This window comes from Streptomyces typhae (assembly GCF_009755605.1).
Taxonomy (GTDB): Bacteria; Actinomycetota; Actinomycetes; order Streptomycetales; family Streptomycetaceae; genus Streptomyces; species Streptomyces typhae.
This window is the reverse complement of the sequence record NZ_WPNZ01000023.1, coordinates 131495-154328: the sequence shown is the minus strand read 5'-3', so window position 1 is coordinate 154328 and position 22834 is coordinate 131495. Positions and strand designations below refer to the sequence as shown.

The 22834-nt window shown below is 71.0% G+C and carries 25 protein-coding genes, 1 tRNA gene and 1 pseudogene; 9 read left to right on the top strand and 18 right to left on the bottom strand.

Features of this window, described 5'->3' with window-relative positions:
• Window positions 1–100 precede the first annotated feature (100 nt).
• The 3 genes from GPA10_RS32840 to GPA10_RS41925 all read right to left on the bottom strand — a co-directional run bounded on the left by GPA10_RS32840 (window position 101) and on the right by GPA10_RS41925 (window position 3542).
• Window positions 101–2512, bottom strand: coding sequence for an ATP-binding cassette domain-containing protein (locus tag GPA10_RS32840; RefSeq protein ID WP_157168625.1), 2412 nt, complete (start codon window positions 2510–2512; stop codon window positions 101–103).
• Window positions 2509–2958, bottom strand: a complete 450-nt coding sequence (locus GPA10_RS32835; protein WP_157168624.1) for a VOC family protein — start codon at window positions 2956–2958, stop codon at window positions 2509–2511. Before GPA10_RS32835 ends, GPA10_RS32840 begins: the two co-directional genes overlap by 4 nt.
• A gap of 278 nt (window positions 2959–3236) precedes the next feature.
• Complete coding sequence (locus GPA10_RS41925; protein ID WP_198351777.1) at window positions 3237–3542, bottom strand: hypothetical protein; 306 nt, start codon at window positions 3540–3542, stop codon at window positions 3237–3239.
• On the opposite strand from GPA10_RS41925, the pseudogene GPA10_RS44180 reads away from it, so the two are divergent.
• The 3 genes and pseudogenes from GPA10_RS44180 to GPA10_RS32825 all read left to right on the top strand — a co-directional run.
• Window positions 3478–3651 (top strand): annotated as a pseudogene (locus GPA10_RS44180) (sensor domain-containing protein); the annotation flags it as partial. The gene GPA10_RS41925 and the pseudogene GPA10_RS44180 sit on opposite strands and share 65 nt — an antisense overlap.
• Before the next feature lie 100 nt (window positions 3652–3751).
• The gene (locus GPA10_RS41920; RefSeq protein ID WP_425505854.1) at window positions 3752–4048 is read left to right on the top strand and encodes a sensor domain-containing protein; all 297 of its coding nucleotides are present in this window, start codon (window positions 3752–3754) and stop codon (window positions 4046–4048) included.
• 84 nt (window positions 4049–4132) lie between these two features.
• The gene (locus GPA10_RS32825; RefSeq protein ID WP_157168622.1) at window positions 4133–4744 is read left to right on the top strand and encodes an HhH-GPD-type base excision DNA repair protein; all 612 of its coding nucleotides are present in this window, start codon (window positions 4133–4135) and stop codon (window positions 4742–4744) included.
• Window positions 4745–4941: 197 nt separating this feature from the next.
• Here GPA10_RS32825 and GPA10_RS32820 read toward each other — a convergent pair whose 3' ends face one another.
• Window positions 4942–6684: a helicase HerA-like domain-containing protein gene (locus tag GPA10_RS32820; protein ID WP_343041587.1), complete on the bottom strand. Its 1743-nt coding sequence runs from the start codon at window positions 6682–6684 to the stop codon at window positions 4942–4944.
• Between the two features lie 120 nt (window positions 6685–6804).
• Here GPA10_RS32820 and GPA10_RS32815 point away from each other — a divergent pair, with 120 nt between their 5' ends.
• A complete protein-coding gene (locus GPA10_RS32815) occupies window positions 6805–7101 on the top strand; it encodes a type II toxin-antitoxin system VapB family antitoxin (RefSeq protein WP_003955420.1) in 297 nt (98 codons plus the stop codon).
• Between the two features lie 161 nt (window positions 7102–7262).
• Window positions 7263–7907, top strand: coding sequence for a LytR C-terminal domain-containing protein (locus GPA10_RS32810; RefSeq protein ID WP_157168621.1), 645 nt, complete (start codon window positions 7263–7265; stop codon window positions 7905–7907).
• A 393-nt stretch (window positions 7908–8300) separates the two neighbouring features.
• On the opposite strand, the gene upp is transcribed toward GPA10_RS32810, so the two are convergent.
• Window positions 8301–8936: a uracil phosphoribosyltransferase gene (gene upp, locus GPA10_RS32805; protein ID WP_157168620.1), complete on the bottom strand. Its 636-nt coding sequence runs from the start codon at window positions 8934–8936 to the stop codon at window positions 8301–8303.
• Window positions 8937–9082: 146 nt separating this feature from the next.
• Here upp and GPA10_RS32800 point away from each other — a divergent pair, with 146 nt between their 5' ends.
• The 4 genes from GPA10_RS32800 (at window position 9083) to GPA10_RS32785 (ending at window position 10736) form a co-directional block, all read left to right on the top strand.
• Window positions 9083–9349 (top strand): hypothetical protein, encoded by a 267-nt coding sequence (locus GPA10_RS32800; RefSeq protein ID WP_157168659.1) that lies wholly within the window; start codon window positions 9083–9085, stop codon window positions 9347–9349.
• A 192-nt stretch (window positions 9350–9541) separates the two neighbouring features.
• On the top strand, window positions 9542–10096 hold the full coding sequence (locus GPA10_RS32795) for a tRNA adenosine deaminase-associated protein (protein ID WP_343041597.1): 555 nt from the start codon (window positions 9542–9544) through the stop codon (window positions 10094–10096).
• A 54-nt stretch (window positions 10097–10150) separates the two neighbouring features.
• On the top strand, window positions 10151–10603 hold the full coding sequence (gene tadA, locus GPA10_RS32790; protein ID WP_058849921.1) for a tRNA adenosine(34) deaminase TadA: 453 nt from the start codon (window positions 10151–10153) through the stop codon (window positions 10601–10603).
• A 48-nt stretch (window positions 10604–10651) separates the two neighbouring features.
• Window positions 10652–10736, top strand: a tRNA-Ser gene (locus GPA10_RS32785).
• 814 nt (window positions 10737–11550) lie between these two features.
• Here the strand turns inward: GPA10_RS32785 and GPA10_RS32780 are convergent.
• The 13 genes from GPA10_RS32780 to GPA10_RS32720 form a co-directional block, all read right to left on the bottom strand.
• Complete coding sequence (locus GPA10_RS32780; protein WP_343041586.1) at window positions 11551–12786, bottom strand: tyrosine-type recombinase/integrase; 1236 nt, start codon at window positions 12784–12786, stop codon at window positions 11551–11553.
• Between the two features lie 81 nt (window positions 12787–12867).
• A complete protein-coding gene (locus GPA10_RS32775) occupies window positions 12868–13101 on the bottom strand; it encodes an excisionase family DNA-binding protein (protein WP_157168618.1) in 234 nt (77 codons plus the stop codon).
• 168 nt (window positions 13102–13269) lie between these two features.
• Complete coding sequence (locus GPA10_RS32770) at window positions 13270–14415, bottom strand: DUF3631 domain-containing protein (protein WP_157168617.1); 1146 nt, start codon at window positions 14413–14415, stop codon at window positions 13270–13272.
• Window positions 14412–14765 (bottom strand): hypothetical protein, encoded by a 354-nt coding sequence (locus GPA10_RS32765; protein ID WP_157168616.1) that lies wholly within the window; start codon window positions 14763–14765, stop codon window positions 14412–14414. Before GPA10_RS32765 ends, GPA10_RS32770 begins: the two co-directional genes overlap by 4 nt.
• Window positions 14762–15667: a bifunctional DNA primase/polymerase gene (locus tag GPA10_RS32760; protein WP_157168615.1), complete on the bottom strand. Its 906-nt coding sequence runs from the start codon at window positions 15665–15667 to the stop codon at window positions 14762–14764. The genes GPA10_RS32765 and GPA10_RS32760 overlap by 4 nt, the downstream gene beginning before the upstream one ends.
• A gap of 92 nt (window positions 15668–15759) precedes the next feature.
• On the bottom strand, window positions 15760–16461 hold the full coding sequence (locus GPA10_RS32755; protein ID WP_157168614.1) for a SpoIIE family protein phosphatase: 702 nt from the start codon (window positions 16459–16461) through the stop codon (window positions 15760–15762).
• A 67-nt stretch (window positions 16462–16528) separates the two neighbouring features.
• The gene (locus tag GPA10_RS32750; RefSeq protein ID WP_157168613.1) at window positions 16529–16840 is read right to left on the bottom strand and encodes a hypothetical protein; all 312 of its coding nucleotides are present in this window, start codon (window positions 16838–16840) and stop codon (window positions 16529–16531) included.
• 203 nt (window positions 16841–17043) lie between these two features.
• Window positions 17044–19182 (bottom strand): FtsK/SpoIIIE domain-containing protein, encoded by a 2139-nt coding sequence (locus GPA10_RS32745; RefSeq protein ID WP_157168612.1) that lies wholly within the window; start codon window positions 19180–19182, stop codon window positions 17044–17046.
• 32 nt (window positions 19183–19214) lie between these two features.
• The gene (locus GPA10_RS32740) at window positions 19215–19781 is read right to left on the bottom strand and encodes a hypothetical protein (RefSeq protein WP_343041585.1); all 567 of its coding nucleotides are present in this window, start codon (window positions 19779–19781) and stop codon (window positions 19215–19217) included.
• Between the two features lie 29 nt (window positions 19782–19810).
• Window positions 19811–20929 carry a DNA cytosine methyltransferase gene (locus tag GPA10_RS32735; RefSeq protein WP_343041596.1) on the bottom strand — a complete coding sequence of 373 codons (1119 nt, stop codon included), beginning with the start codon at window positions 20927–20929 and terminating at the stop codon, window positions 19811–19813.
• Between the two features lie 20 nt (window positions 20930–20949).
• Window positions 20950–22059: a conjugal transfer protein gene (locus GPA10_RS32730; RefSeq protein WP_157168611.1), complete on the bottom strand. Its 1110-nt coding sequence runs from the start codon at window positions 22057–22059 to the stop codon at window positions 20950–20952.
• Window positions 22059–22502: a Pycsar system effector family protein gene (locus GPA10_RS32725; RefSeq protein ID WP_343041584.1), complete on the bottom strand. Its 444-nt coding sequence runs from the start codon at window positions 22500–22502 to the stop codon at window positions 22059–22061. The genes GPA10_RS32730 and GPA10_RS32725 overlap by 1 nt, the downstream gene beginning before the upstream one ends.
• A complete protein-coding gene (locus GPA10_RS32720) occupies window positions 22499–22768 on the bottom strand; it encodes a DUF6284 family protein (protein ID WP_157168610.1) in 270 nt (89 codons plus the stop codon). The genes GPA10_RS32725 and GPA10_RS32720 overlap by 4 nt, the downstream gene beginning before the upstream one ends.
• Window positions 22769–22834 lie beyond the last annotated feature (66 nt).

The following is a 22834-nucleotide window of genomic DNA, read 5'->3' as shown; positions in this document are numbered from 1 at the left end:
AGGGCCCCACCGTTCGCGGTGGGGCCCTTCGACGTGTGCGGTGGGCCCCGCGTGCGCCGTGGGCCCCGCCTGCGCGGTGGGGCCCGTCGCGTTGTCCGGGTCAGGCGCGGCCCACGTACGCCGCCAGATGCTCCCCCGTCAGCGTCGACCGCGACGTCACCAGTTCCTGCGGGGTGCCCTCGAAGACGACCTTGCCGCCGTCGTGGCCCGCGCCGGGGCCCAGGTCGATGATCCAGTCGGCGTGGGCCATCACCGCCTGGTGGTGCTCGATGACGATGACGGACCTGCCGGAGTCGACGAGGCGGTCGAGGAGGCCGAGGAGCTGTTCGACGTCGGCGAGGTGGAGGCCGGTCGTGGGCTCGTCGAGTACGAGGACGGGCTTGTCGCCGGCCTTGTCCGCCATGTGCGTGGCGAGCTTGAGGCGCTGCCGTTCGCCGCCCGACAGGGTGGTGAGGGGCTGGCCGAGGGTGAGGTAGCCGAGTCCGACGTCCGTGAGGCGGGTGAGGACGCGGTGGGCGGCGGGCGTGCGCGCCTCGCCCGCTGCGAAGAACTCCTCGGCCTCGGACACGGACATCGCGAGCACCTCGCTGATGTCGCGCCCGCCGAAGCGGTACTCGAGGACCGAGGGCTGGAACCGCTTGCCCTCGCAGTCCTCGCAGGGCGTGGCGACCCCCGCCATCATGCCGAGGTCGGTGTAGAGGACGCCGGCGCCGTTGCAGGTGGGGCAGGCGCCCTCGGAGTTGGCGCTGAACAGGGCCGGCTTGACGCCGTTGGCCTTGGCGAACGCCTTGCGGATCGGTTCCAGGAGGCCCGTGTACGTCGCCGGGTTGCTGCGCCGGGAACCCTTGATGGGGGTCTGGTCGACGGCCACCACGCCCGCGTCGGCGGGGATCGAGCCGTGGATCAGGGAGCTCTTGCCGGAGCCCGCGACGCCGGTGACGACGCAGAGGACGCCGAGGGGGACGTCGACGGCGACGTCCCGCAGGTTGTTCGCCGTGGCTCCGCGGATCTTCAGCGCCCCGGTGTGCGCCCGCACCACCTCCTTCAGGGCGGCCCGGTCGTCGAGGTGCCGGCCGGTGACGGTGTCGCTGGCCCGCAGCCCCTCGACGGTGCCCTCGAAGCAGACGGTGCCGCCCGCCGTACCGGCGCCGGGCCCGAGGTCCACGACGTGGTCGGCGATCGCGATCGCCTCCGGCTTGTGCTCCACCACGAGCACCGTGTTGCCCTTGTCCCGCAGGCGCAGGAGCAGGTCGTTCATGCGCTGGATGTCGTGCGGGTGCAGCCCGATCGTGGGCTCGTCGAAGACGTACGTGACGTCGGTGAGGGAGGAGCCGAGGTGGCGGATCATCTTGACGCGCTGTGCCTCGCCGCCCGACAGCGAGCCCGCGGAACGGTCGAGCGCGAGATAGCCGAGGCCGATCTCGACGAACGAGTCCAGGGTGCGCTGAAGCGCGGCGAGGAGCGGTTGCACCGACGGCTCGGACAGGCCGCGGACCCACTCGGCCAGGTCCCTGATCTCCATCGCGCAGGCGTCGGCGATCGAGATCTTCCTGATCTTCGAGGACCTGGCGCCCTCGCTGAGCCGGGAGCCGTCGCACTCGGGGCAGGTGGCGAAGGTGACCGCGCGCTCCACGAACGCCCGGATGTGCGGCTGCATCGCTTCCTTGTCCTTGGACAGAAACGACTTCTGGATCTTCGGGATCAGGCCCTCGTACGTGAGGTTGACGCCGTTGACCTTGACCTTCGTCGGCTCCCTGTGGAGGAAGTCCTGCATCTCCTGCTGGGTGTACCCGCGGATCGGCTTGTGCGGGTCGAGGAAACCCGACTCGGCGTAGATCCCGACCGTCCACACGTTGTCCGACTTCCAGCCGGGGATGGTGAAGGCGCCCTCCGCGATGGACTTGGAGTCGTCGTACAGCTGGGTGAGGTCGATGTCGGAGACCGTGCCCCGGCCCTCGCAGTGCGTGCACATGCCGCCGACGCGGTGGAAGGTCGCCTTCACCGTCTTCGTCCTGTCGGTGCCCCGGTCGACGGTGATGCCGCCGCTCGCCCGGACGGACGCGGTGTTGAAGGAGTACGCGCCGGGCGGGCCGATGTGCGGCTCGCCGAGGCGGCTGAAGAGGATGCGCAGCATCGCGTTGGCGTCGGTGGCGGTGCCGACGGTGGAGCGGGGGTCGCCGCCCATCCGCTGCTGGTCGACGCTGATCGCGGTCGTCAGTCCGTCGAGCACGTCGACCTCGGGCCGCGCCGCCGTCGGCATGAAGCCCTGTACGAAGGAGCTGTACGTCTCGTTGATGAGCCGCTGCGACTCGGCGGCGATCGTGTTGAACACCAGCGAGCTCTTGCCCGACCCGGAGACGCCGGTGAACACCGTGAGGCGGCGCTTCGGGATCTCGATGCTGACGTCCTTGAGGTTGTTCTCGCGCGCGCCGTGCACCCGGATGCACTCGTGGCTGTCGGCGGCGTGCGACGCGGGCGACCGGCCGTCGCCCGCTCTCTTCGTGCTGCTCATCGTGGTGTCGTCTCCCTGTGGGCGGACTCGCCCGTTCGGCGCTGCTCCTGGATGCGGATCAGATTGCCCGCGGGATCGCGTACGGCACAGTCCCTGACGCCGTGCGGCTGCTCGGTGGGCTCCTGGACGATCTCCGCGTCCCAGTCCAGCAGCCGTGCGAAGACTCCGTCCAGGTCGTCGGTGGCCAGGACGAGGGCGGCGTAGGTGCCCTTGGCCATCATCTCCACGACGGTGCGGCGCTCGGTGTCGGTGATCCCGGGGCCGAGCGCGGGCGGCTCCAGCACGAGCGACGTGTCCGGCTGCCCCACGGGCCCGACGGTGATCCAGCGCAGCCCGTCGTACCCGACGTCACCGCGGACCTCGAAGCCGAGCAGGTCCCGGTAGAACGCGGCGCAGGCGTCCGGGTCGTCGTGCGGGAGGAAGCTCGCGTACAAGGTGATGGCCATGCCGGCCACGCTAGGCGCGCAGCCGGGGGCCGCGCTTCTCGAATCCTGACCGTTCGCCGCAGGGCGTGTGCCGCAGGGCGTCTGCCGCAGGCCGTGTGCCGCAGGGCGTGTGCCGCAGGGCGTGTGCCGCAGGCCGTGTGCCGCACGGCGGCAGCGTCACAGGGGGCCTAGGTACACCCCAGGACACCGCTTCGCCCCATGCCCTGCGAGCCGCGTACGCAGCAGAGTTGAGGACATCAGCGAAGACGACGACCGACAGACGACGACCGACAGACGGCTCAGACGCGGCGCAGGCACGGCGCAGCAACGGCGCCGACACGGCGCGGTTGCCGCGCAGAGACGAGGACGAGGCCCGCCATGACGATCGACACCCTCCCCCGCACCACCGCTCCCGCCCGCACGCGGCCGGAGCGGGCACACAAGGGCCCCGCCTTCCGCACGTCCCGCCCCGGCTTCTGGCGGGCCCCCTTCGCCGCTCCCACCTTCCGCACGTTCGGGTACGTCCTGACGTCGCTGCCGGTGGCCGTCGCCGGATTCGTCTTCGCCGTCACGCTGTTCTCGCTCGGCGCGGGCCTCGCGGTCACCCTGCTCGGGCTGCCCGTGTTCGCGGCGATGCTGGCGGGCGCGCGCGGACTCGGCGCGAGCGAGCGGCGGCGGGCGCGGGACCTGCTGGGCGTGGTCGTGGCGGGGCCCGCGCCCGTGCGCGGGGCGGACGCCGAAGGCGCCTGGGCGAGGGCTACGGGCGCGGCTCGGGGACGCGGCGGGCTGGAAGGCGCTGCTGTTCCAGGTCGTCATGTTCCCGTGGCGGGTGGCGAGCTTCGTCCTCGCGGTGACGGTCTGGGTGACCGGCTGGGCGCTGGCGCTGTTCCCCGCGTACTCCTGGGTGTTCTCGCACTACCTGGACTGGCCCGGCTACCGCGTCTTCGACTTCGACTCGGGCAGCGAGCACTACGAGTACTACATCGAGTCGCCCTGGCAGGTCGCGGGCGTCAGCGCGCTCGGCGTCCTGGTCGTCCTGCTCACGCCGCTGCTGCTGCGCGCGTTGACCGGCGTGGACCGGTCGGCGGTACGGGGCCTGCTCGGCCGGTGAGGCCCGGTCCGCGTCAGGGCGGCCCCGGCAGGGTCACCGCCATGCCGCCCTGCGAACCGCGGCTCCCCGCGAGATGATCGCTCCATGACTGCCAAGGCCAAGCTGCACCTCGCACAGCAGGAGGAGGCGGACGCGCTGTTGAGCCGCAGTCCGCTGGCCGCGCTCGTGGGGATGCTCCTCGATCAGCAGGTGCCCATGGAGTGGGCGTTCGCCGGTCCGTACACGATCGCGCGGCGGATGGGGGCGGAGGATTTGGACGCCCATGACATCGCCGCGTACGACCCCGACTCCTTCGTGGAACTGCTGTCCGCGAAGCCCGCGGTGCACCGGTATCCCGGGGCGATGGCGGGGCGGGTGCAGAAGCTGTGCCAGTACCTGGTGGAGCGGTACGACGGGGACGCGGAAGAGGTGTGGCGGGACGCCGGGAACGGCAAGGAGCTGCTGCGGCGCCTGAACGAGCTGCCCGGGTTCGGGAAGCAGAAGGCCCAGATCTTCCTGGCCCTGCTGGGGAAGCAGCTCGGGGTGCGGCCCGCGGGGTGGCGGGAGGCCGCGGGGGCGTACGGGGACGCGGACGCTTTCCGGTCCGCGGCGGACATCACCGGGCCCGAGTCGCTCCAGAAGGTACGCGCCCACAAACAGCAGCAGAAGGCTGCCGCCAAGGCGCAGAAGGCCGCCGCCGATGCGGCGAAGTCCTAGGCCTGCCTCGCCTCCGCCTCCTGCCCCCCCCCGCGGGCGGAAAGCCGAATAACCGAGGGGCAAGGAACGGGCGAGCCGAGGAACCGAAGAGCCGAGGGGCCAAGGAGCCGAGGAGCCGAGGAGCCAAGGAACCGAGGAGCCAAGGAGCCAAGGAGCCAAGGAGCCAAGGAACCGAGGAGCCAAGGAGCCGGGAACCGTCAGCGGCGGCGGCGGGCGGTGCCGAAGACCGAGCGGGAGATCTCGCGTCCGATCTGCGTGCCCATGGACCGCATCAGCGACTTGAACATCCCGCTGCCGACCACCTGCTCGACCACCGATCCGCCACCACCACCCCCGTCGTCCCTGCCGCCCCCGCCCCCCTCGCGCTTCCCGGGCGGTGACGACGGCTGCACCGCCTCCGCCTCCGCTTGCGCCTGCGCCCGCGCGTTCAGCCTCTCGTAAGCCGACTCCCGGTCCACCGCTTCCGCGTACCGCCCGTACAGCGCCGACCCCCGCACGGCCCGTTCGAGTTCGGCCGCCGCCACCGGCCCCATCAGCGACTGCGGCGCCCGCAACCGTGTGACCGCGACCGGCGTGGGCGCCCCCTTCTCGCTGAGGACGGTGACGACGGCCTCGCCGGTGCCGATGCCCGTGAGGGTCTCCTCCAGGTCGTACGGAGAGTTCGGAAAGGTGCGGACGGTCGCCTTGAGGGCCTTCTGGTCCTCGGGCGTGAAGGCCCGCAGCGCGTGCTGGACACGGTTGCCGAGCTGCGCGAGGACGTCGGCGGGCACGTCCTTCGGGGTCTGGGTGACGAAGAAGACGCCGACCCCCTTGGACCGGATCAGCCGCACGGTCTGCGTGATGGACTCCAGGAAGGCCTTGGAGGCGCCGCCGAACAGCAGATGGGCCTCGTCGAAGAAGAAGACGAGCTTGGGTCTGTCGAGGTCACCGACCTCGGGCAGGTCGTGGTAGAGGTCGGCGAGCAGCCACATCAGGAAGGTGGAGAACAGCAGGGGCTTGTCCTGCACGGAGGGCAGCTCCAGCACGGAGACGAGCCCGGACGGCGGCGGCCCCTCCCCGGACCCGCCGAACCCGCCGGAACCGCCGGACCCACCGAACCCGCCGGAATCACCGGACCCACCGGACCCACCGGACCCGACCCCCACCCGCAACAGCTCACTCGTGTCGAACTCCGGCTCCCCGAAGAACTCCGCCGCACCCTGCGCCTCGAACGTCGTGAGCGCCCGCAGGATCACCCCTGCGGTGGCGGTGGAGAGCCCGCCGATGGCCTTGAGCTCGGGCTTTCCCTCGTCGGATGTGAGGAAGGCGACGACGGCGCGCAGATCCTTCAGGTCGACCAGTTCGAGGCCCTTCTGGTCGGCGTAGTGGAAGATCAGGCCGAGCGACTGCTCCTGCGTCTGGTTGAGCTGGAGCACCTTGGACAGCAGGACGGGGCCGAAGCTGGTGACGGTGGCGCGTACGGGAACGCCTGTGCCGATACCGCCGAGGGCGTAGAACTCGCAGGGGAACGCGCGCGGCTCCCACACCTGCCCCACGTCGCGCGCTCGCGCGGTCACCTTGTCGCCGCCCTCGCCGGGGGCGGAGATGCCGGAGACGTCGCCCTTGATGTCGGCGAGGAAGACGGGCACGCCCTGGGCGGACAGCTGCTCGGCGATGAGCTGGAGGGTCTTGGTCTTGCCGGTGCCGGTGGCACCGGCGACGAGTCCGTGCCGGTTGAGCACGGCCAGCGGAATCCGCACCGGGGCGCCGGGCAGACACTGCCCGTCCCAGAGCAGAGCCCCCAGGTCGAGGGCGGGCCCGTCGAAGGCGTACCCGGCGGCGATGGCGGCGACCTCCGGTGCCCCCGGCGTACCGGAGGCCGCCACGTCACCCCCGGAAGGCAACCCGTTCGGGCGGTTTCCGTCCGCGGGTGTGGACGGCATCGGCTGGCTGTCGCTCACTTCGGCCCCTGCTCCCGGCTTGAGACTTTCCGGTTTGTCCCACTTTCCGGCGTCATTTCCCAGCGTCGCACTAGCCCGTCGAGGCTGCGCCCGGAGAGCCTTGACCGGTAGGCTTTCCGTGTGATCTTCAAGCGCATCGGAAACGGCCGGCCGTACCCCGACCACGGCCGGGAAAGCACCCGGCAGTGGGCGGACGTCGCGCCGCGCCCGGTCCGCCTCGATCAGCTCGTGACGACCAAGGGCCAACTGGACCTGGAGACCCTGCTCGCCGAGGACTCCACGTTCTACGGCGACCTCTTCGCGCACGTCGTGAAGTGGCAGGGCGACCTCTACCTGGAAGACGGACTGCACCGAGCGGTGCGCGCCGCGCTGCAACAGCGCCAGGTGCTGCACGCCCGCGTGCTCGAACTGGGCTGACGCACAGAACTGACGCACCGGGCCGCCGGCGCCCGGCGCGACACCCGCCCCGCCCCGTCACGGAACGGCTCCGGGCCGACATTGGCCCTTTCGGGTTGCCCTGACGACCGAGCAATGATCATCTAGTAGGAATCACCGGCGCACAGCACTACGCTGCGCCCATGAGCATGCTCACTCCCCCCGGCATGGGCGGCAAGTACCGCATCACGGGGGACAAGTACCCGCGAATGCGCCGCCCGAGCGGCCGTCGCCGGATCGTGCTCGCGGCGATCGCGGCACTCGCCGTTGCCGGTCTGCTCGGCTGGGGCAGCTTGCAGCTCATCGACGTGTTCGGCGGTGAGGACGAGGCGTCCGCCGCCAGCGGGACGAAGGACTGCGTGACGACGCAGCAGTCGGATGCGGCCCGGCAGCGGAAACCGCTCCCCGAACCGGCCCAGATCAAGGTCAACGTCCTCAACGCGACCCCGCGGGGCGGCCTGGCCAAGGAGACGGCGGACGAGCTGAAGAAGCGCGGCTTCGCCATCGGCAAGGTGGGCAACGCGACGAAGGCGTACGACAAGAAGGTCGAGGGCCCCGGGATAGTGCTCGGCCCGAAGTCGGCGACCGACACCGCGCTGCCGGTGCTCGCGACGCAGGTCGCGGGGGCGCAGCGGCAGACGGACACCCGAAAGGGCGGGGAGATCGACCTGATCCTCGGCAGCAGGTTCAAGGACCTGGCGAAGAAGGAGGACGCCGACAAGGCCCTGGCGGCACTCGCCAAGCCCGCACCGGCGCCCTCGCCGTCGGCGGACGGCAAGAACTGCTGAACACGCGCACAGCGGAACACGAACTCCGCCCGCACGACCCGAGCCCCGACTCAGACGGCGTCGACCGCCGCGACCTCGGGCACGCGACCTCGACGTCCGAGACATCGACGTCCGAGACATCGACGTACGAGGTGTCGACGTACGAGGTGTCGACGTACGAGGTGTCGGCCGCCGCAGCGCGGGCGCAGGCGCCTTCGGCCGCCGCGGTCGCGGCGTACGCAACTTCGGCGCACGCGGCTTGAGGCGCCGCGGCATACGCGACTCCGACGCACGCGGCTCAAGGCGTCGCAGCCGCGGCGTGCGCGACCTCGGCGCACGCGGTCTCGGCATACGCGGCTTCGACGCACGCAGCCTCGGCGCACGCAATCGCGGCGTACGCAGCCTGCTGCGCGCCTACTCGGCGGTCCCGTACATCCGGTCCCCCGCGTCACCGAGCCCCGGCACGATGTATCCGCTCTCGTTCAGGCGCTCGTCCACGGCGGCCGTCACGACGGTGACGGGTGTCCCCGCGAGTTCCCGCTCCATGATCTCGACGCCCTCCGGGGCGGCGAGCAGCACCACGGCGGTCACGTCGTCCGCGCCGCGCTTGATGAGCTCCTGGATCGCCGCGACCAGCGTGCCGCCGGTGGCGAGCATGGGGTCGAGGACGTACACCTGGCGGCCGGAGAGGTCCTCGGGCATCCGGGTCGCGTAGGTGGACGCCTGCAACGTCTCCTCGTTGCGGATCATGCCGAGGAAGCCGACCTCCGCGGTCGGCAGGAGCCGGACCATGCCGTCGAGCATGCCGAGCCCGGCGCGCAGGATCGGCACGACCAGCGGCCGCGGGTGGGACAGCTTGACGCCGGTCGTCGTCGTCACCGGCGTGTCGATGTCGACCTGCTCGGTGCGCACGTCCCGGGTGGCCTCGTACGCGAGCAGGGTGACCAGCTCGTCGGCGAGGCGCCGGAAGGTCGGGGAGTCGGTGCGCTTGTCGCGCAGTGTGGTGAGTTTGTGCGCCACCAGCGGGTGGTCGACGACGTGGATCCGCATTGTTCAACAGTAACCGGGCGAAGCGCCCCCTCGACCCAGCCCCGCACCCGGCCCCGTACCGGACCTCACCGTGCTCCCGCCACCCCACTGGCATCAACAGGCGCCCCGGAGGGAAGGTGGAGATACGAACTGGGGTGGTGTGGCCGATGCCCGACCGGGACGCACGGAACGCACGGGATGCGCGGAACGCACGGGACGCACGGGACGCGCAGAACGCGCGAGACGCACGGGACACGCGGGACGCGCGCGACGCACGGGACGCACGCGAGACCGACGCCGAGCGCCGCAGGCGACGTGCCCAGTTCCTGTACGAGCTCAACGAGGCCCGCGAGCTGCGGGCCCGTGTGACACCGCGCCGCGCGAGGGCGGCCAGACTGCGACAGGCGATGCGTATGCGTACGTTCCGCTGGTAGCCGCGGGGGCCCGCGGCACGGCCCGCGGCCCGCGATTCGAGACGCGACGCGAACACAGCGGCCGGAAGACCTCTCCTGAAGCCGTTGTTTCTGCCACGATTCCGAGTGGGCGGGGCTTGGAACAGCACTCCCGCCCCCTACGTCCGCCGGGGGGATCCCCAACCGGCGCCTATGAACAGTGGGAGAGTCACGGTGTACTTCGCCGCACTGCTCGCGCGCACCGAAGACGGGTGGGAAGCGAGCGACACGGAGCTCGACAATGTGGAGACCCTGTCGGATCTGACCGACCTGGCCCGCGAGGCCGCCGCCGAGATCAGCGAGAACTACGACGACACAGTGCTCGTCTTCATCGAGCAGGAGGACGCCTGGTTCGGCGTCGTGCGCATCGACGGCGAGGAGGACCCGCGCATCTTCGTCTCGAACGGGGCGGCCGCTTCCCGCAGCGCCTACGGCGAGATCCTGCTCACCGACGAAATGCTCGGCCGCGACCCGGACGACGGGGCGGACGACCTGGACGCCCTCGACCTCGACGGCACGGAGGACGGCGAGTCCGAGGCCGGCGAAGCCGAACCGGACGGGGCGGACGCCGGCGGCGACGCCGTGCCCGCCGGGGCTCTCGGCGACACGGAGATCCTCAGCGACCTGGGCGTGCCGGAGAAGGACCTGCTCGGCCTGGTGAGCGGTGACGCGCTCAACGAGATCGCCGACATCCTCGGAGCCGCGGAGGTCCTCGAAACCGTCCGTTAGGTTCGCCGTGTGACACAACTCCCAGATCCGGTACGAGAGCGCTGGCGGGCGCCGATGCGGGTGGCCCTGGACGAGGCCGTGCGGGCCGTCCGGGGCGGCGACGTGCCCGTCGGTGCCGTCGTGCTGTCCGCGGACGGCGAGACCGTGCTCGCCACCGGGCACAACGAGCGCGAGGCCGTCGGCGACCCCACCGCGCACGCGGAGGTCCTGGCGCTGCGCCGGGCCGCGGCGAAGCTCGGCAGCTGGCGGCTGCCGGGCTGCACGCTCGTCGTCACCCTCGAACCGTGCGCGATGTGCGCGGGGGCGCTCCAGCAGTCCCGGGTGGACCGGGTGGTCTACGGTGCCCGCGACGCCAAGGCGGGCGCCGCGGGCTCGCAGTGGGACCTGCTGCGCGACCGGCGCCTCAACCACCGCCCGGAAGTCGTCGAGGGCGTCCTCGCCGAGGACTGCGGACGGCTCCTCACGGCCTTCTTCCGGGACCGCGGCACCCCCCGGGGGCAGGGGTAGCCACAACCGATTTCGGACCGGGGCCCACCTTGGGCTAGGATCTCTCTCGGTAGCGTGTCCGAGCGGCCGAAGGAGCTCGCCTCGAAAGCGAGTGTGGCGCAAGTCACCGAGGGTTCAAATCCCTCCGCTACCGCTGGTAGAAGGGGCGCCCGGTTCGATGAACCGGGCGCCCCTTCTGCTTTCGTCTCAGTTCCCGTCTCAGTAGCGCTTTTTGGGGCCTGCTTCCCTCACCTTGGGCACCGTCCGGCCGTGTTTCAGCGAAGCGGCCCACACTCGATCCGGGGCCCCATAGGCTTCACTTCGGGATGGCCGTGCGCCGTTCCGTCAGTCCCCCAGATCCGTCCCGTGCCCGTCACGGACGGGCTCCGATCTGGAGGTGATCGATGGAAGGCAGGAAAGACGGACAGCCCCCCTCCGAACCGACTCGGGCGACCGAGGACGAGAAGGAGGTACGAAAGAAGGGCCCAAGCTGGGCTGCGGGCTCATTCGCGCTCAACCTGTGGCGCACTTGGCGCGACTGGTGGAACGAGAGTGAGTGATCGCAACCTCAACTCAGGCCCTCCTTCCCGAGAGGACTGCGTAAGCAGTCCAGCCCTGCCGTGAGGCAGGTCGACGCGCCCTGGAACGACGCGTCGGAGGAGGCCGCACGCTTAACGGCGCTGCGGCCTCCGGCCTTGGGGAACTGCGTCTGAGTCCGAGGTACCGGCTTGGTGGCGGGTCCATGCCGGGCCAGTCTCTTAGTAGGTACCTAAGTTTGCACCGTCAGAGTAGCGGTCCATCCCCGCACGCGCGGGGCGAAGGAGCGACAAAGTTGCGTTCCTGTCTGTGTCTCCACACCCTCATATCAGGACACGGCACCACTCTGACCTGCATTTATAGCTAAGCGTGAAACGATTCACGCTTGTCCAGTGCCGAGCCGTAGCCCCTCAAGGGGTAACTCAGCAGTGTCAGTTTCCTTCTCTCCCGCCTGCTGACCAGATGATTCCGTCGACTTGCCGAGCAACATCGCTGCGGACTGAAGCGACCATGTGCTGGTAGCGAGCGGCCATTGCGGTAGTAGACCAGCCCATGAGCCCCATGACAGCGCGTTCCGAGACGCCGAGAATCAGGAGAACCGTGGCAGCCGTGTGCCGTGCGTCGTGCAAGCGGCCGTCGCGCACCGTGGCAGCCTTGAGCAGTTCCTTCCACTCGTCGTAATCCGTCCGGGGTGACGTTCCCCGGCCGGTCGGCGTCGCAAAGAGCCATCCTTCTTCCGTCCAGTCGCCGCTAGCAGCCGCTCGTTCGGTCCGCTGCCTGACCTGGTGGGCACGCAACAGGTCTACGAGCTGGGCCGGCAGCCCGACGGCTCGCCGTCCAGCCCGAGACTTCGTGTCAGCCGTCTCCGGGTTCGTCCGTTGACGCTGCGGGCAGTACCCGGCTTTCTTGCCACACCTATCCCCGCACCCGTGGGCGTAACGCGGACGACGTCGACTGCGCCGGACCATCAGAACGCCCCGTTCAAGGTCCACGTCCGACCACTTCAGGCCAAGTGCCTCGCCCTGCCGAAGTCCGAGGGCGAGCGCGACAGCCCATCGTGCCGCGTTCCGACGCTCGTTAGCCGCGCGCAACAGGCGTTGCACCTCTTCGACGGTGTAGGGCTCCACCTCCTCCTCACTGACCCGGGGGGCTTTGGCGAGTTGGACAGGGTTGCGGCCGAGGTGACCGCGCCGTACCGCTTCGTTCAGAGCGGTACGGAAGGTGCGGTGAATCTGGTGGATGGTCCCCGCCTTACGACCGTCGGCGACCATGCGCCCGTAGAAGTTCTCGATGTACTCCGGCTTGAGCTTGTCCAGTCGGTGAGCACCGAGGGCGGGGATCAAGTGCTTTCGCACGGCAACGCCGTACCCGACCATCGTGTTCTCGTTCACGGCGAGTGGTGCGATGTTCTCGACCCAGTGCGTCAACCACGTCTTGACGGTCCACGGGCGCCCCGCCTTCCGGATCGTCTTGGCGTCGCGCTGCCGTTCCAGCTCTCGGACGGCGGCGGTCACCTCCGCGCGGGTCTTGCGTTCGACGTGGCGGCGGTCCGGCGTGCCATCGTCGCGGATGCCAACCGTCACGCGACCATGCCATTTGCCGTCGCTGCCCTGGTAGATGGAACTGCGGCCGTTGGGCTGCCGGGTGCGCTTCTTGTCTTCCGCCACTGGCGGACTCCTTGAGGTAGAGGTCAGCGAAGAGGGCCGGAGCGCTGCTCGCGGTGCGGCAGCGCTCCGGCGGGGCACGGGTCAGGCAGCCTGTCGCTCGGCGCGGCGGCGGGCGAGGTAGGCGGCCGGAGCGTCGGCGGGGACGCGCCGGAGTCCCCCGACCATCAGGGACTCCAGTTCTCCGGCGCGGATGAGGGCGAAGCAGGTGGTGCGGCCGATGCGGAGACAGCGGGCAGCTTCTTTGACGGTCAGGAGTACGGGGTCGGGGTGGGTGGCCTGGGGAAGTCGGGTGGTGTCCACGCTGGCGAGGCTCATGTGGGCTCTCCTGTGCGGCAGTCCGGCGGGGTTCCCTCTGAGGGCCGCTACTTCCGCTACCACCGCTACCGTGCAGGTCAGGGGCCTGTTCGGGGTAGCGGGACGGGGTAGCGGTAGCGGATGGGGTAGCGGCAAGCCCAGGGCCTGCCGCTACCGTTTTGTTGCTGGTCAGGCCAGGTTTTCGGTGCCCGGTAGCGGAGGTAGCGGACTTTCCGGGGGCGGGGGGCAGTAGCGCTGCCATGCGTCGTGCAGGTCTGCGGCGTAGTAGCCCTTCAGGACGCTTCCGGCGGTCTTGATGTTGCGGGAAGCGATCGGCTCGTTCTCGCTCGTCACGTACTCGGCGAGCATCTTGGACAGGCGCCGGTTGTCGAGCGGCTTGCCGTGCAGGTCGGCCCACGGGGCGTCGTCCAGGGCGTTGAGCCTGTCCAGGATGGCGACGGTGGGCAGGCGGTCGATACCGACCATGACGTGATCGCGCAGATCGGTCAGCAGCCGGACTCCCACGCTGCCTCTGTCGTTGGCCTGCGAGGCTTTGACCAGGGTCAGGCAGGCTGCGCGGGCCCGCTCCGGCCACGCGCCACCGGCGGCATCCGCGATGGCGAGCAGGGGCTCCCACACGTCCGCGGGACGATCGCTGACCCCTTCCGGCATCGTCGGCCAGGCGTCCATGACCGATCCGCGGACCTGCTCGGCCCATGCCGCAAGCCGGTCGCGCAACTTGTGCCCTTGCGCCTCATGGGTGCGGGCCCGGAAGGGCTCGACCTTCTCGTTCCTGGCCCTGCGGCGCATGCGGATGATGACGGAGCGGGTCAGGATCGTGTCGGGCAGCGAGCCGAGTCCGGCGACCGCGACCGCGCAGTACGAGGGGAAGGCCTGCACGGTCTGGTTGCCGCCGTCACCGATGCACCGGTAGGTGACCCCGGTACGGCGGTGTCCGGCGTTGAGGAACCCGCGCAGTTCCTCGTTGTCCCCCGCTTTCGGCCCGAAGACCGTATCGATCTCGTCGAACAGGATCGTCGGCTTCCCGGCGCCCGCGGACACGGACCGGAACAGGGCGGCGGCGGACGCGTTGACGGCGGTCATGGGTTGCGGCACGAGCGTTTCCACGATCTCCAGAGCCCGGGTCTTGCCCGAACCCGGCTCCGGGGACAGGAACGCGACGCGCGGGGTGGAGTCGAAACAGTCGAGCAGGTGGGCGTGCGCGTCCCACAAGGCCACGGCCACGAACGCGGCTTCGGTGGGGAAGACGTTGAAGCGGCGGTGGAAGGCCTCCACCTCGTCCAGCAGTGCGGCACCGTCGATGGGGGCGATCATGCGGCGGCCCTTCCTTCCTGGGGGGTGCGGAGCGGGCACAGGTCGCGGTGCGCTTCGTGCTCGGAGATCAGCGCGAGCACGCGGACCATTCCGACGGCGCTGCGGTCCCGGCCGCACTCGCACCGCGAGGTGGCCGTGGGGGTGGCGCCGCGCGGGGCGACGATGCACAGCCACGCCACGGGGTACCGTCCGTCTCCTGCGGGCGGGTTCGGGCGAACAGCAGTGGGGACGCCTTCGGCGACGCCCTTCGGGGCGCCCACGGCCGCCCGGTGCGCACCCTGCCCTGCGGCTCGCGGGTCGGTCGTGGTGCTGGGGATGCTCTTCAGCAGGGGGCGGGGTCGGGTGCTCATGCCGCGTCCCGGCGCTGCTGGTTATGGGCGATGGACCAGTCCAGGGCGCTGCGCAGGGTGGAGCGGCACTGGGAAGGCGGCAGTCCGGCCGCCTCCCCCGCCTCCTGAAGAGCCTGCTCGACCCGGTGACGGGGGAGGTCGCCCCACGCGATGAACCGTCCCAGGGCTCGCGCTGCCCGGAACAACGTCGCGTCGCGCCGACCCTGTTGGGCCCCGGCGACGTTGCGCACCTCCAAGACGAGCGCGGTGTCCGCGTATCGGCGGGATTGTGCCGCTACGGCCGCAGAACGGACCTGTACGGCTTTGGATGACGGACGGAGGATGCTCAGCAGCCATGAGGGCAGCGGAGCCGCCACAGGGGCGCCCACGGGCTCGTAGGGTCCGGTAGGGGTGGTGCTGCCCGCCGCGACGACGTACCCGCCCCAGGCCCGGGTGTCCACCAACGGCGCGATGGTCCCTGCCGTGTTGGCCAGCCGGATGCCGTCCGGTGCGGTGAAGTACAGGTGGCGTCCGCCGCTTGCGGTCCGGGTGCGGTAGGTGTCGGGGACGGCGTGGCCGGTGCGCTCGCAGAGCGCCGTGAAGGTCGTCACGCCGCAAGGCGTGTCCGCACTGCTGTTGTCCTTGGGCATGTCGAGGTCGACGACGACCAGCCCGGACGGACCCGTGGCGATTCCGATGTTGTACGGCGCGTGGGTCCAGGTGGCGCGGATGAGCACGGGGTCGGTGGTGGCGCGCCGCTCCCACTTCAGGTGCCCGACCGTGCACGGGCCGGTGCGGGGGCAGGTGGTTTCGCCGTGCAGGGCGGGGCGCTTGGTGCCGGGGCGCAGGGGGAAGACGTGCCAGCCGCGGGCGGCGGCGTCCAGTGCTGCGGACAGCAGCGCGGGGCGGGGGTCATGCGTCATGCTGGATGCCTCCAGTCCTTTCAGGGTGCTGGGTGACAAGGGCGGCCCCGGTGTCTTTGGCGAGATGGGGGCCGCCCTTGGTCGTGCGCGGGTCAGGTCGCGAGGGGCCGGAGCAGGACGATCACTGTTGTGTCGTCGCGGTACAGCTCCCCGGAGTCGTCTTCCTCGCCCTCGGCTGCGGCGACGAGCGCGTCGGCGAGTGCCTGCGGGTCCTCGGGGTGCTCCCGGCACAGGGCTTGCCACGTCTCCTGGGTCACCTGGTCAGAGACACCGTCGCTGACGAGCAGGACCATCGGGACGTCCTCGGGGATCTCGACCTGACGGCACGTCACTTCCGTTGCCTGGCTGAGTCCGAGACGGGCCCAGTTGTCCTGGGTGGCGGCGATCTCGACCGGAACGCCTCCGTTCCAGCGGAGCCACTGGCCCATGGTCTGGTCCGTGCTCCACTGGGTGAGCGTCTGACCGTCCCAGCCGTAGGCCCGACAGTCCCCGATCCAGTGAATCCCCGTGGGGTGGCCCGGCTCCATGGACGCGTAGACGGCGGACATGTGCGGGGGCCTGCCGTAGGCGCCGGTCATCCGCCCGGCGGTGATCAGGCCGACGAGCCCGCCCATGGCCATGCCCACGAGAGTGATCACGGACGGGGCGTGCCGGGCGAGGTCCACCACGTCCGGGTGGTGCCCGGCGCCGTCCACCACCGCGGCGGTCACGCGGTTGTCCCGGCGGTGGATGTGGGCGCCGTCCGCGCAGGGAGTTTCGGTTCCCTCGCGGGTGGCGTGACCTGTACGGATCATGAGGTCTCCTTGGCGGAGTGGAGGTGCCGACGCGCGCGGATGACGCGGATCTCGAACACGGCTGCTCCTACTTGGCATTGGGGCGGGCGAGGCGGAGGGTGATGCCGCCGACACCCACGGGCCCGGCGGCGGCACCGACGGCGGCGGCGGTGTGGGCGGCGACGTCGAGCAGGGCGAGGAAGGCGGCCACGAGTCCGAAGACGCCCATGGCGCCCGCGCCCGCGACGGCGAGGGGGAAGAGGTAGTGGCGCAGAGGGCGCCCGGTCTGGTCGGCGGTGTGGACGACGATGACCACGGGCTGTCCGGTGGCCTCGGCGCGGCGGTATTCGTCGGCGGGGATGTGCGGGGCGATGATCCCCGGCGGGTCGCGGTGGTTCATCCGGAATCCCTTCAACCGGTGGCGCAGGGAGGCAGCAGCACCCCCTTGCGGGGGCGTTGCAGAGGGGTTTCAGGGGCGTTGACCTGCGTGCCTCCCTGCCTCCCTGACAGATCATTTGCGCAGGTCAGGGCCAGGGAGGTGGGGCAGGGAGGCGGGCAGGGAGTTCTCCCTGCCTCCCTGCCCGTCCTGGCTGTGGCTCCCTGCTATGCCGCGTCGGAAGCGGAACCCTCGCCGTCACGGTTGGCGAGGGCGCGGGTGACGCGTTCGCGGGCGACGACCATGCGCCCGTCGGACTTGTACGGCTCGGCCCCGGTGCCTTCCAGCACCCGGCGCAGGTCGCCCGGAGTCCACGAGCCGTAGGCGTCCTTGTCCAGCGCGTCGAGTCGCTTGATGACGTCTTGGGTGACCAGACGCGGCGCGACCCCGAACACCGAGGCGATGTCGGCCAGCGGGTCACGCTCCTGGCCGCGCTCGATGGCGTGCAGCGTACTCACGCCGCCGCGCAGGGTCTTGGCCCGGTCGGTGATGGCGGTGGCCTGCTCGTCGTCGATGTAGTGCGTGCGCACGGTGAGGGACGCCTGCCCCGCGGGGATGGCGATGCCGTCCGTGGCAACGACCAGGGTCCCTTTGTCCAGTCCCTGCCGCAGCAGGTGCGGCGCGGCACCGCCGTCCACCGCCTTGTCTCCCAGCGCCATGCGGGCTTGCGACTCGGTTCCAAGGGCGAGGGAAGCGCGGGTGTGGGCGCCCTCGCGCACGAGCTTGGGCAGGTTCTGGTCGGTGGGGTCCTGGGTGCCCTCCCACAGCAACACGTCGACCACGCGGCCTTGGTTGTGGACCTTGCGGACACCCATGAAGTACCGCGAGACAGCCTTGGACCCACCGTAGGGGCGGCCGTCTTCGTCCTTGACCGGGCACATGAACGCCACCTGAGCTTCGTCCACGATGCCGATCAACGGGGAGAACACCGCGCTGGAATCCCGGCGGCGGATCTCGATCCGGCGGTTCATCTCTTCGACCAGACCCTCCACCATCTCGGTGGCCTCGATCACCTGCTCATCGGCCGGGCCCTGGATCAGGATCGTGGCGAGACCATCGAACATCGCCCAGTCACCGGCGCCTTTGAGGTCGGCAACCCGGAACTCCACTCGACGGTCCAGGCAGGCCCACAGCGCGAGTGCCCGCAGCGCGGCGGTCTTGCCCTGGTTGGACAGTCCCGTGATGAGGAGGTGGCGCTGGTGCAGGCTCAGTGCGGCGGCATCTCCGCGCAGGTCCTGTCCCCAAGGGGCGCGGCCCTTGGCGTAGTCGGCGGTCAGCGTCTCGTCGGTGACCAGCGGGGACGGGCCGATCGGCTCGTCCAGCGCACCGGAATCGGCGATCCACAGCCGCACCGTGCGCGCGGCCTGGGGGATGGTGATGAACACTTCGTGCTCATGGCGGGTGAGGTTCTCCGCGAGCTTGCGGCGGCGCTGCTGGACTTCCACCGTGGACACCCCGGAAGGCAGGGTGACGTCGACTTCCACGCCGCACCCGGCGATCCGGATCGGTCCCAGCATGGCCGCGCCCGCATCCCCCATCTCCTTGATGGCGTTGCGCAACGCAGACACCCCCAAATCCCGCAGGGCCTTGACCACGATCGAAGGGGTGATGGGCTCGCCCTCGCCGTCCCGCTCCCGCGCGGGCAGGGCCCACTGCGGTGCTGCCTTCTGACGCCGACCCACCGACCACAGGCCCAGCAGGGCCAGGAACGGGCCGATGGTGACCAGCGGCCCCCACACCACCGTGACGATGGTGATCAGCAGAGCAACCAGCCCGATCACCGCGGCCAGCGGCGTGATGACGTCGGCGGGGTCCTGGTTGGCGATGGCCAGCATCACCCCGAGCCCGACCAGCGCACCCGCCCCCATCCCCGTGCCGACCAAGGCGCCCTTGGCCGCGTCGATCGGGGAGGTCAGCAGGTCCATGCGGCGGCGGTGGCGCTCGGCACGGAAGCGCTGCCCGCGCTCCTCCCACTCCGCAGCCACCTCATAGTTCCCAGCCGCCTCCGCCGCGCGGAGCATCCGCTCGTAGCGGGACGCGGTCCGCCCGTCCCAGGCCCGCCGCGCCACGATCCGGGTTCCGCCGACCACGTACAGGCCGTGCCGGGCGACCGCACGGGCGCCGGTCCTGGTCCGCTCATGCGTGAGGGCCGTGCGCACGGCGCGGCCGGAGCACACCCACAGCGGCACCACCGGCGCCGCCTCCACCCCCGCGGCCGGATCGGGCACCACGGTCAGGACGGTCGGGCCCGCACCCGGAGCGGGGTCCTGACGGTCTTTGTCGAGACGTACGACGTTCTCACTCATAGGGGAAGGTCTCCAGAATCCTTGAGGGCTGCTCAGGCAGCGGCGGATGCGGTGGCACCGGGGATGAGCTGGTCGGCCAGGTACTCGTGGCCGTACGCCTCCTGCTCGTGCTGCTCGACCAGGCGGGCGAACGCACGGGCCTGACGGCGCGACTGCCGCTCCACCCCGAACTGGGCACGCGCATCGCGCCCGACCTGTTCGGCGACGTTCTTGCGGCTGAACTGCATGGCGTGCACGAGTTCGTGCACGAGCGTCACGGCGAAGTGCGCCGGGGTGCGGTGCTGGTCGACGTTCACCAGGACCAGGACGCTGCCGTTGGCGCGAGGGACGGCGCGGCCGGACGCGTCCCGGGCCAAACGCAGTGCGGCGCGCTCGATGCGGCTGCGGGTGCGCCTGTCCAGGACGCCGGCCAACTCCGCGTCCGCCGCGGTGCCGAGTTCGGCCAGCCCTCGCGGGTCGGTCAGGATGAGTTCGACGTCCGGCATCCGGCCCGGCACGGCCCGCTCCACCAGGCGCACGGCCTGCGGGGCGAGCTGCTTGGCGGTGCGCAGGGTGGGCCCGTAGCCGGGAATCTTGTGCGTGCTCACGGTGAGGTTCACAGAGAGTCTCCGTCTTCAGATGCCGCAGCTCAGGCGGCGGACCGGCGGAAAGGATGATGTGGCGACGGCGCTTGGTACCTGTCGGGCCCGGCGCGGTCGAGGAGGATGCGCAGCGCGGCCGCGGCCTGCGGTGGGACGACGCCGTTGCCGAGTGCTTTGAGCTGCGCGGTGCGTGACAGGCCTGGCACGGCGGTGACGTGGCCGTTGTCCAGGGCCATGAGCCATTCGACGAAGGGCGGGTTCAGTCGTCCCAGATCGTCAGTTGGCCGGGGGGCGGGGCGGCCGGTGACCGTTTCCCACCTGCGGATCGCGGGCTCGTACTCGCCCCAATCCGGTACGCCGCCGACGGCAGCGTGAGGTCGCCCTTGCTGCCCCGCTGGTTTGGCCCGCCCTTGGTGCCGTCCGTCGCCCTCGGTGTCGGCAGCAGGTGCGCCACCTCCGCGGCCAGGCTCTTGCCGTGCGTCCCGGCTTCCTGCGAGGGACTGCGTCGGGTTTGCCGGTTCTCGCTGGCCGACGCGCGTGGGGTGGGCAGCAGGGCGACCCTTGCCCGCAGCGTGTCGTTGCGGTTCCCGTCCGGCCTGCCCACCCCGGTGGCCTCGGAGGTCGAGGGGGTGGGCAGCAGGGAGACCGCGGCCGGAAGCCCGTCGGGGTAGCCCCTGCCCTTGCCGTCCCTCGCCCTGGGGGTCGGCAGGGCGGGCCAGGACGAACAGCCGCTTGCGCTGGTGGGCGCCCCCGACGTCCGACGCGCGAAGAGTGCACCACTCCGCATCGAACCCGAGGGCGGCAAGGTCGGCGAGGACGGCGTCGAATCCGAGGGAAAGGTGCCCTGCGACGTTCTCAAAGAACGCGTAGCGGGGTCGTAGAACGCCAAGGGCGCGGGCGATGTGGGGCCAGATGTGCCGGTCATCCTCGGTTCCCTTCCGTTTGCCCGCGGTGCTGAACGGCTGGCACGGGTAGCCGCCGGTGAGGATGTCTACCGGTTCCACGTCGCGCCAGTCGACGGCGGTGATGTCCCCGAGGTTGGCCACCTCGGGGTGGCGGTGGGCGAGGATCTGGGCGGCGCCGGGGTCGTTGTCCGCCACCCACGCCAGCTCCCCGCCGAACACGGCTCGTACGGCGTCGTCCAGACCCCCGTATCCGGTGCACACCGACCCGATCCGCAACCCGCTCACGCCGCTGCCCCCCGCTCGCGACGCAGGGTGTCGCGCAGCACGCGAGCGTTCGCGGGCGAGGTGTGGACCTCCCGGCGGATACCCTCGCCGGTCAGCTTCGACAGCGGCCAGTCGGCGGTTGCCGTACGCGTCTCGTCCAGCAGCTCAGCCGCAGTGCGCTTGGCGCGCCGCGGCCGGGCGACGTCGGGAACCCGGCCGGTCGCCCGACGCGGCCGGACCGACTCCGCAGCGGCCACCGTGCGCGGCCCGATCGGCGCCGCGATCGGGGCGACCGGAGCCATCGGGGCGGGGGCGACCGGCTTGAGCGGGAGGGTCGACTTCAGGAAGCCGACCGGCACCGGATCGGGCATCCGCACCCGATGCACGGCCACCGGCCCCGGGGTCGATTCCGGCAGGTCAGCCGTAGACCGTTTCCTCACACTCTCAGTAGATTCCTCCACTTTTGCGTCCCGTGCAGGGGTCGGGGTGGAAACGCTGTGGAACATCGAGGCGAGTGCGGCGTCCGCGCCTTGGGTGATGCGGTCGCGCTGGACGTCGAGCAGCCTCGATCCCAGCGCCACGTCCCCGATGCCGACCTTGCGGGCCAGCCGCCACGATGTCCGTTCCGAGGACTTCCTGACCCAGCCGGTCGGGTGCTGCGCGGCACGGGCCCGGTGGTAGGCGAGCGCTTGGACGATGTCGGCGGTGCGCCGTTCGTGCTCCGCGTCGCGGCCGTCGGTGTGCACGACGATCCTGCGGGCGAGGAAGGCCATGCCCTCCGCGGAGACGGACATGCCCATCGGGGTCAGAGCGAAGATGACCGTGCGGCCGATGTCGGGGGCGGCCATGGCGCCCATGACCGCGGCGGCGGCGGGCAGCGCCCACAGTCCCGCCCGCACGATGCGGGGGGAGGACTGGCCGAGCATGGTCAGACCGAGCAGGACCAGGGCGAGCACCGCGGTGGCGCCCTCGCCCGCGGCGAGCGCACCGAGCGCGGTGCCCTTGCCGTAGGCGTGCCCGATGTTGCTGTAGGTGCCGATCCCGCCGAACACGCCCGTGGCGAGCATCGGTACGAACGCGGCACCCAGCACCCCCGCTTGCACCTTCGTCAGCTTGACGTCGGCCATCACGCACCCCCGACTGCGAGCAGGGCGGCGAGGATGAGCAGGGCGCCCCCGGCGCAGGTCAGGTCGACCGCGCGGCGCAGGCAGGTGAACTTGCTGACGGCCATCCGGGACAGTCCGGCGATGTCTGCGGCGAGATCGTTCGCCATCGCGGCGGGGATTTCTTCCGGGGTGAGCGTCGCCCACAGGGTGAAGCCGTGCCGACCCCGCAGGTTCGGCCGCGTCGAGCGCAGCAGCAGACCAGCCGCCGCGACCAGCAGACCCAACCCCAGAGCGCCCGCGACGCAGGCCGCAGGGTTCAGGGGCAGGGCACGGGCCACGGTCCAGGCGCCGGCGAACACCGCGCCGACGAACGCCAGCAACAACCCGGTCTTGGTGTCCGTGCGCGTGATCTCCGCCTTCACCTCCGCATGCGCGGCAGCAAGGTTCCGGTCGGCGGCGCTCACGCGGCACCACCCGGCAGACTCGCCCCGGCGGTGCGGTTGGTGAGCGCGATCCGCGCGGCCAGCGCCCGGCGCCGGGCCCGGCGGATACGCCGCTCGTCCAGCTCGGACGGCGTGCGGTCCAGGGTGATGATCTGCGCGTCCAACAGGTCGACGTCCGCGAGGATCACGGGCATCTCCTGCTCGATCGCGTCCAGCTCAGCAGCCGTCGGTTCGATCCAGTCCGCGAACGCCGTAACAGCGTCCTGAACAGTGACGATGTGGTTCATGGGTCGTGTCTCTCCCTAGCAGGTGAAACGGCCCGAACAGCACCCCCGGAGTTGCCCCTCCGGGGG

What these genes read in the sequence shown, in the direction of transcription:
- GPA10_RS32840 (WP_157168625.1), bottom strand. Translation starts at nt 2,512, where the DNA reads ATGAGCAGCACGAAGAGAGCGGGCGACGGCCGGTCGCCCGCGTCGCAC.
- GPA10_RS32835 (WP_157168624.1), bottom strand. Translation starts at nt 2,958, where the DNA reads ATGGCCATCACCTTGTACGCGAGCTTCCTCCCGCACGACGACCCGGAC.
- GPA10_RS41920 (WP_425505854.1), top strand. Translation starts at nt 3,752, where the DNA reads ATGTTCCCGTGGCGGGTGGCGAGCTTCGTCCTCGCGGTGACGGTCTGG.
- GPA10_RS32825 (WP_157168622.1), top strand. Translation starts at nt 4,133, where the DNA reads ATGACTGCCAAGGCCAAGCTGCACCTCGCACAGCAGGAGGAGGCGGAC.
- GPA10_RS32810 (WP_157168621.1), top strand. Translation starts at nt 7,263, where the DNA reads ATGAGCATGCTCACTCCCCCCGGCATGGGCGGCAAGTACCGCATCACG.
- upp (WP_157168620.1), bottom strand. Translation starts at nt 8,936, where the DNA reads ATGCGGATCCACGTCGTCGACCACCCGCTGGTGGCGCACAAACTCACC.
- GPA10_RS32800 (WP_157168659.1), top strand. Translation starts at nt 9,083, where the DNA reads ATGCCCGACCGGGACGCACGGAACGCACGGGATGCGCGGAACGCACGG.
- tadA (WP_058849921.1), top strand. Translation starts at nt 10,151, where the DNA reads ATGCGGGTGGCCCTGGACGAGGCCGTGCGGGCCGTCCGGGGCGGCGAC.
- GPA10_RS32775 (WP_157168618.1), bottom strand. Translation starts at nt 13,101, where the DNA reads ATGAGCCTCGCCAGCGTGGACACCACCCGACTTCCCCAGGCCACCCAC.
- GPA10_RS32770 (WP_157168617.1), bottom strand. Translation starts at nt 14,415, where the DNA reads ATGATCGCCCCCATCGACGGTGCCGCACTGCTGGACGAGGTGGAGGCC.
- GPA10_RS32765 (WP_157168616.1), bottom strand. Translation starts at nt 14,765, where the DNA reads ATGAGCACCCGACCCCGCCCCCTGCTGAAGAGCATCCCCAGCACCACG.
- GPA10_RS32760 (WP_157168615.1), bottom strand. Translation starts at nt 15,667, where the DNA reads ATGACGCATGACCCCCGCCCCGCGCTGCTGTCCGCAGCACTGGACGCC.
- GPA10_RS32755 (WP_157168614.1), bottom strand. Translation starts at nt 16,461, where the DNA reads ATGATCCGTACAGGTCACGCCACCCGCGAGGGAACCGAAACTCCCTGC.
- GPA10_RS32750 (WP_157168613.1), bottom strand. Translation starts at nt 16,840, where the DNA reads ATGAACCACCGCGACCCGCCGGGGATCATCGCCCCGCACATCCCCGCC.
- GPA10_RS32745 (WP_157168612.1), bottom strand. Translation starts at nt 19,182, where the DNA reads ATGAGTGAGAACGTCGTACGTCTCGACAAAGACCGTCAGGACCCCGCT.
- GPA10_RS32730 (WP_157168611.1), bottom strand. Translation starts at nt 22,059, where the DNA reads ATGGCCGACGTCAAGCTGACGAAGGTGCAAGCGGGGGTGCTGGGTGCC.
- GPA10_RS32720 (WP_157168610.1), bottom strand. Translation starts at nt 22,768, where the DNA reads ATGAACCACATCGTCACTGTTCAGGACGCTGTTACGGCGTTCGCGGAC.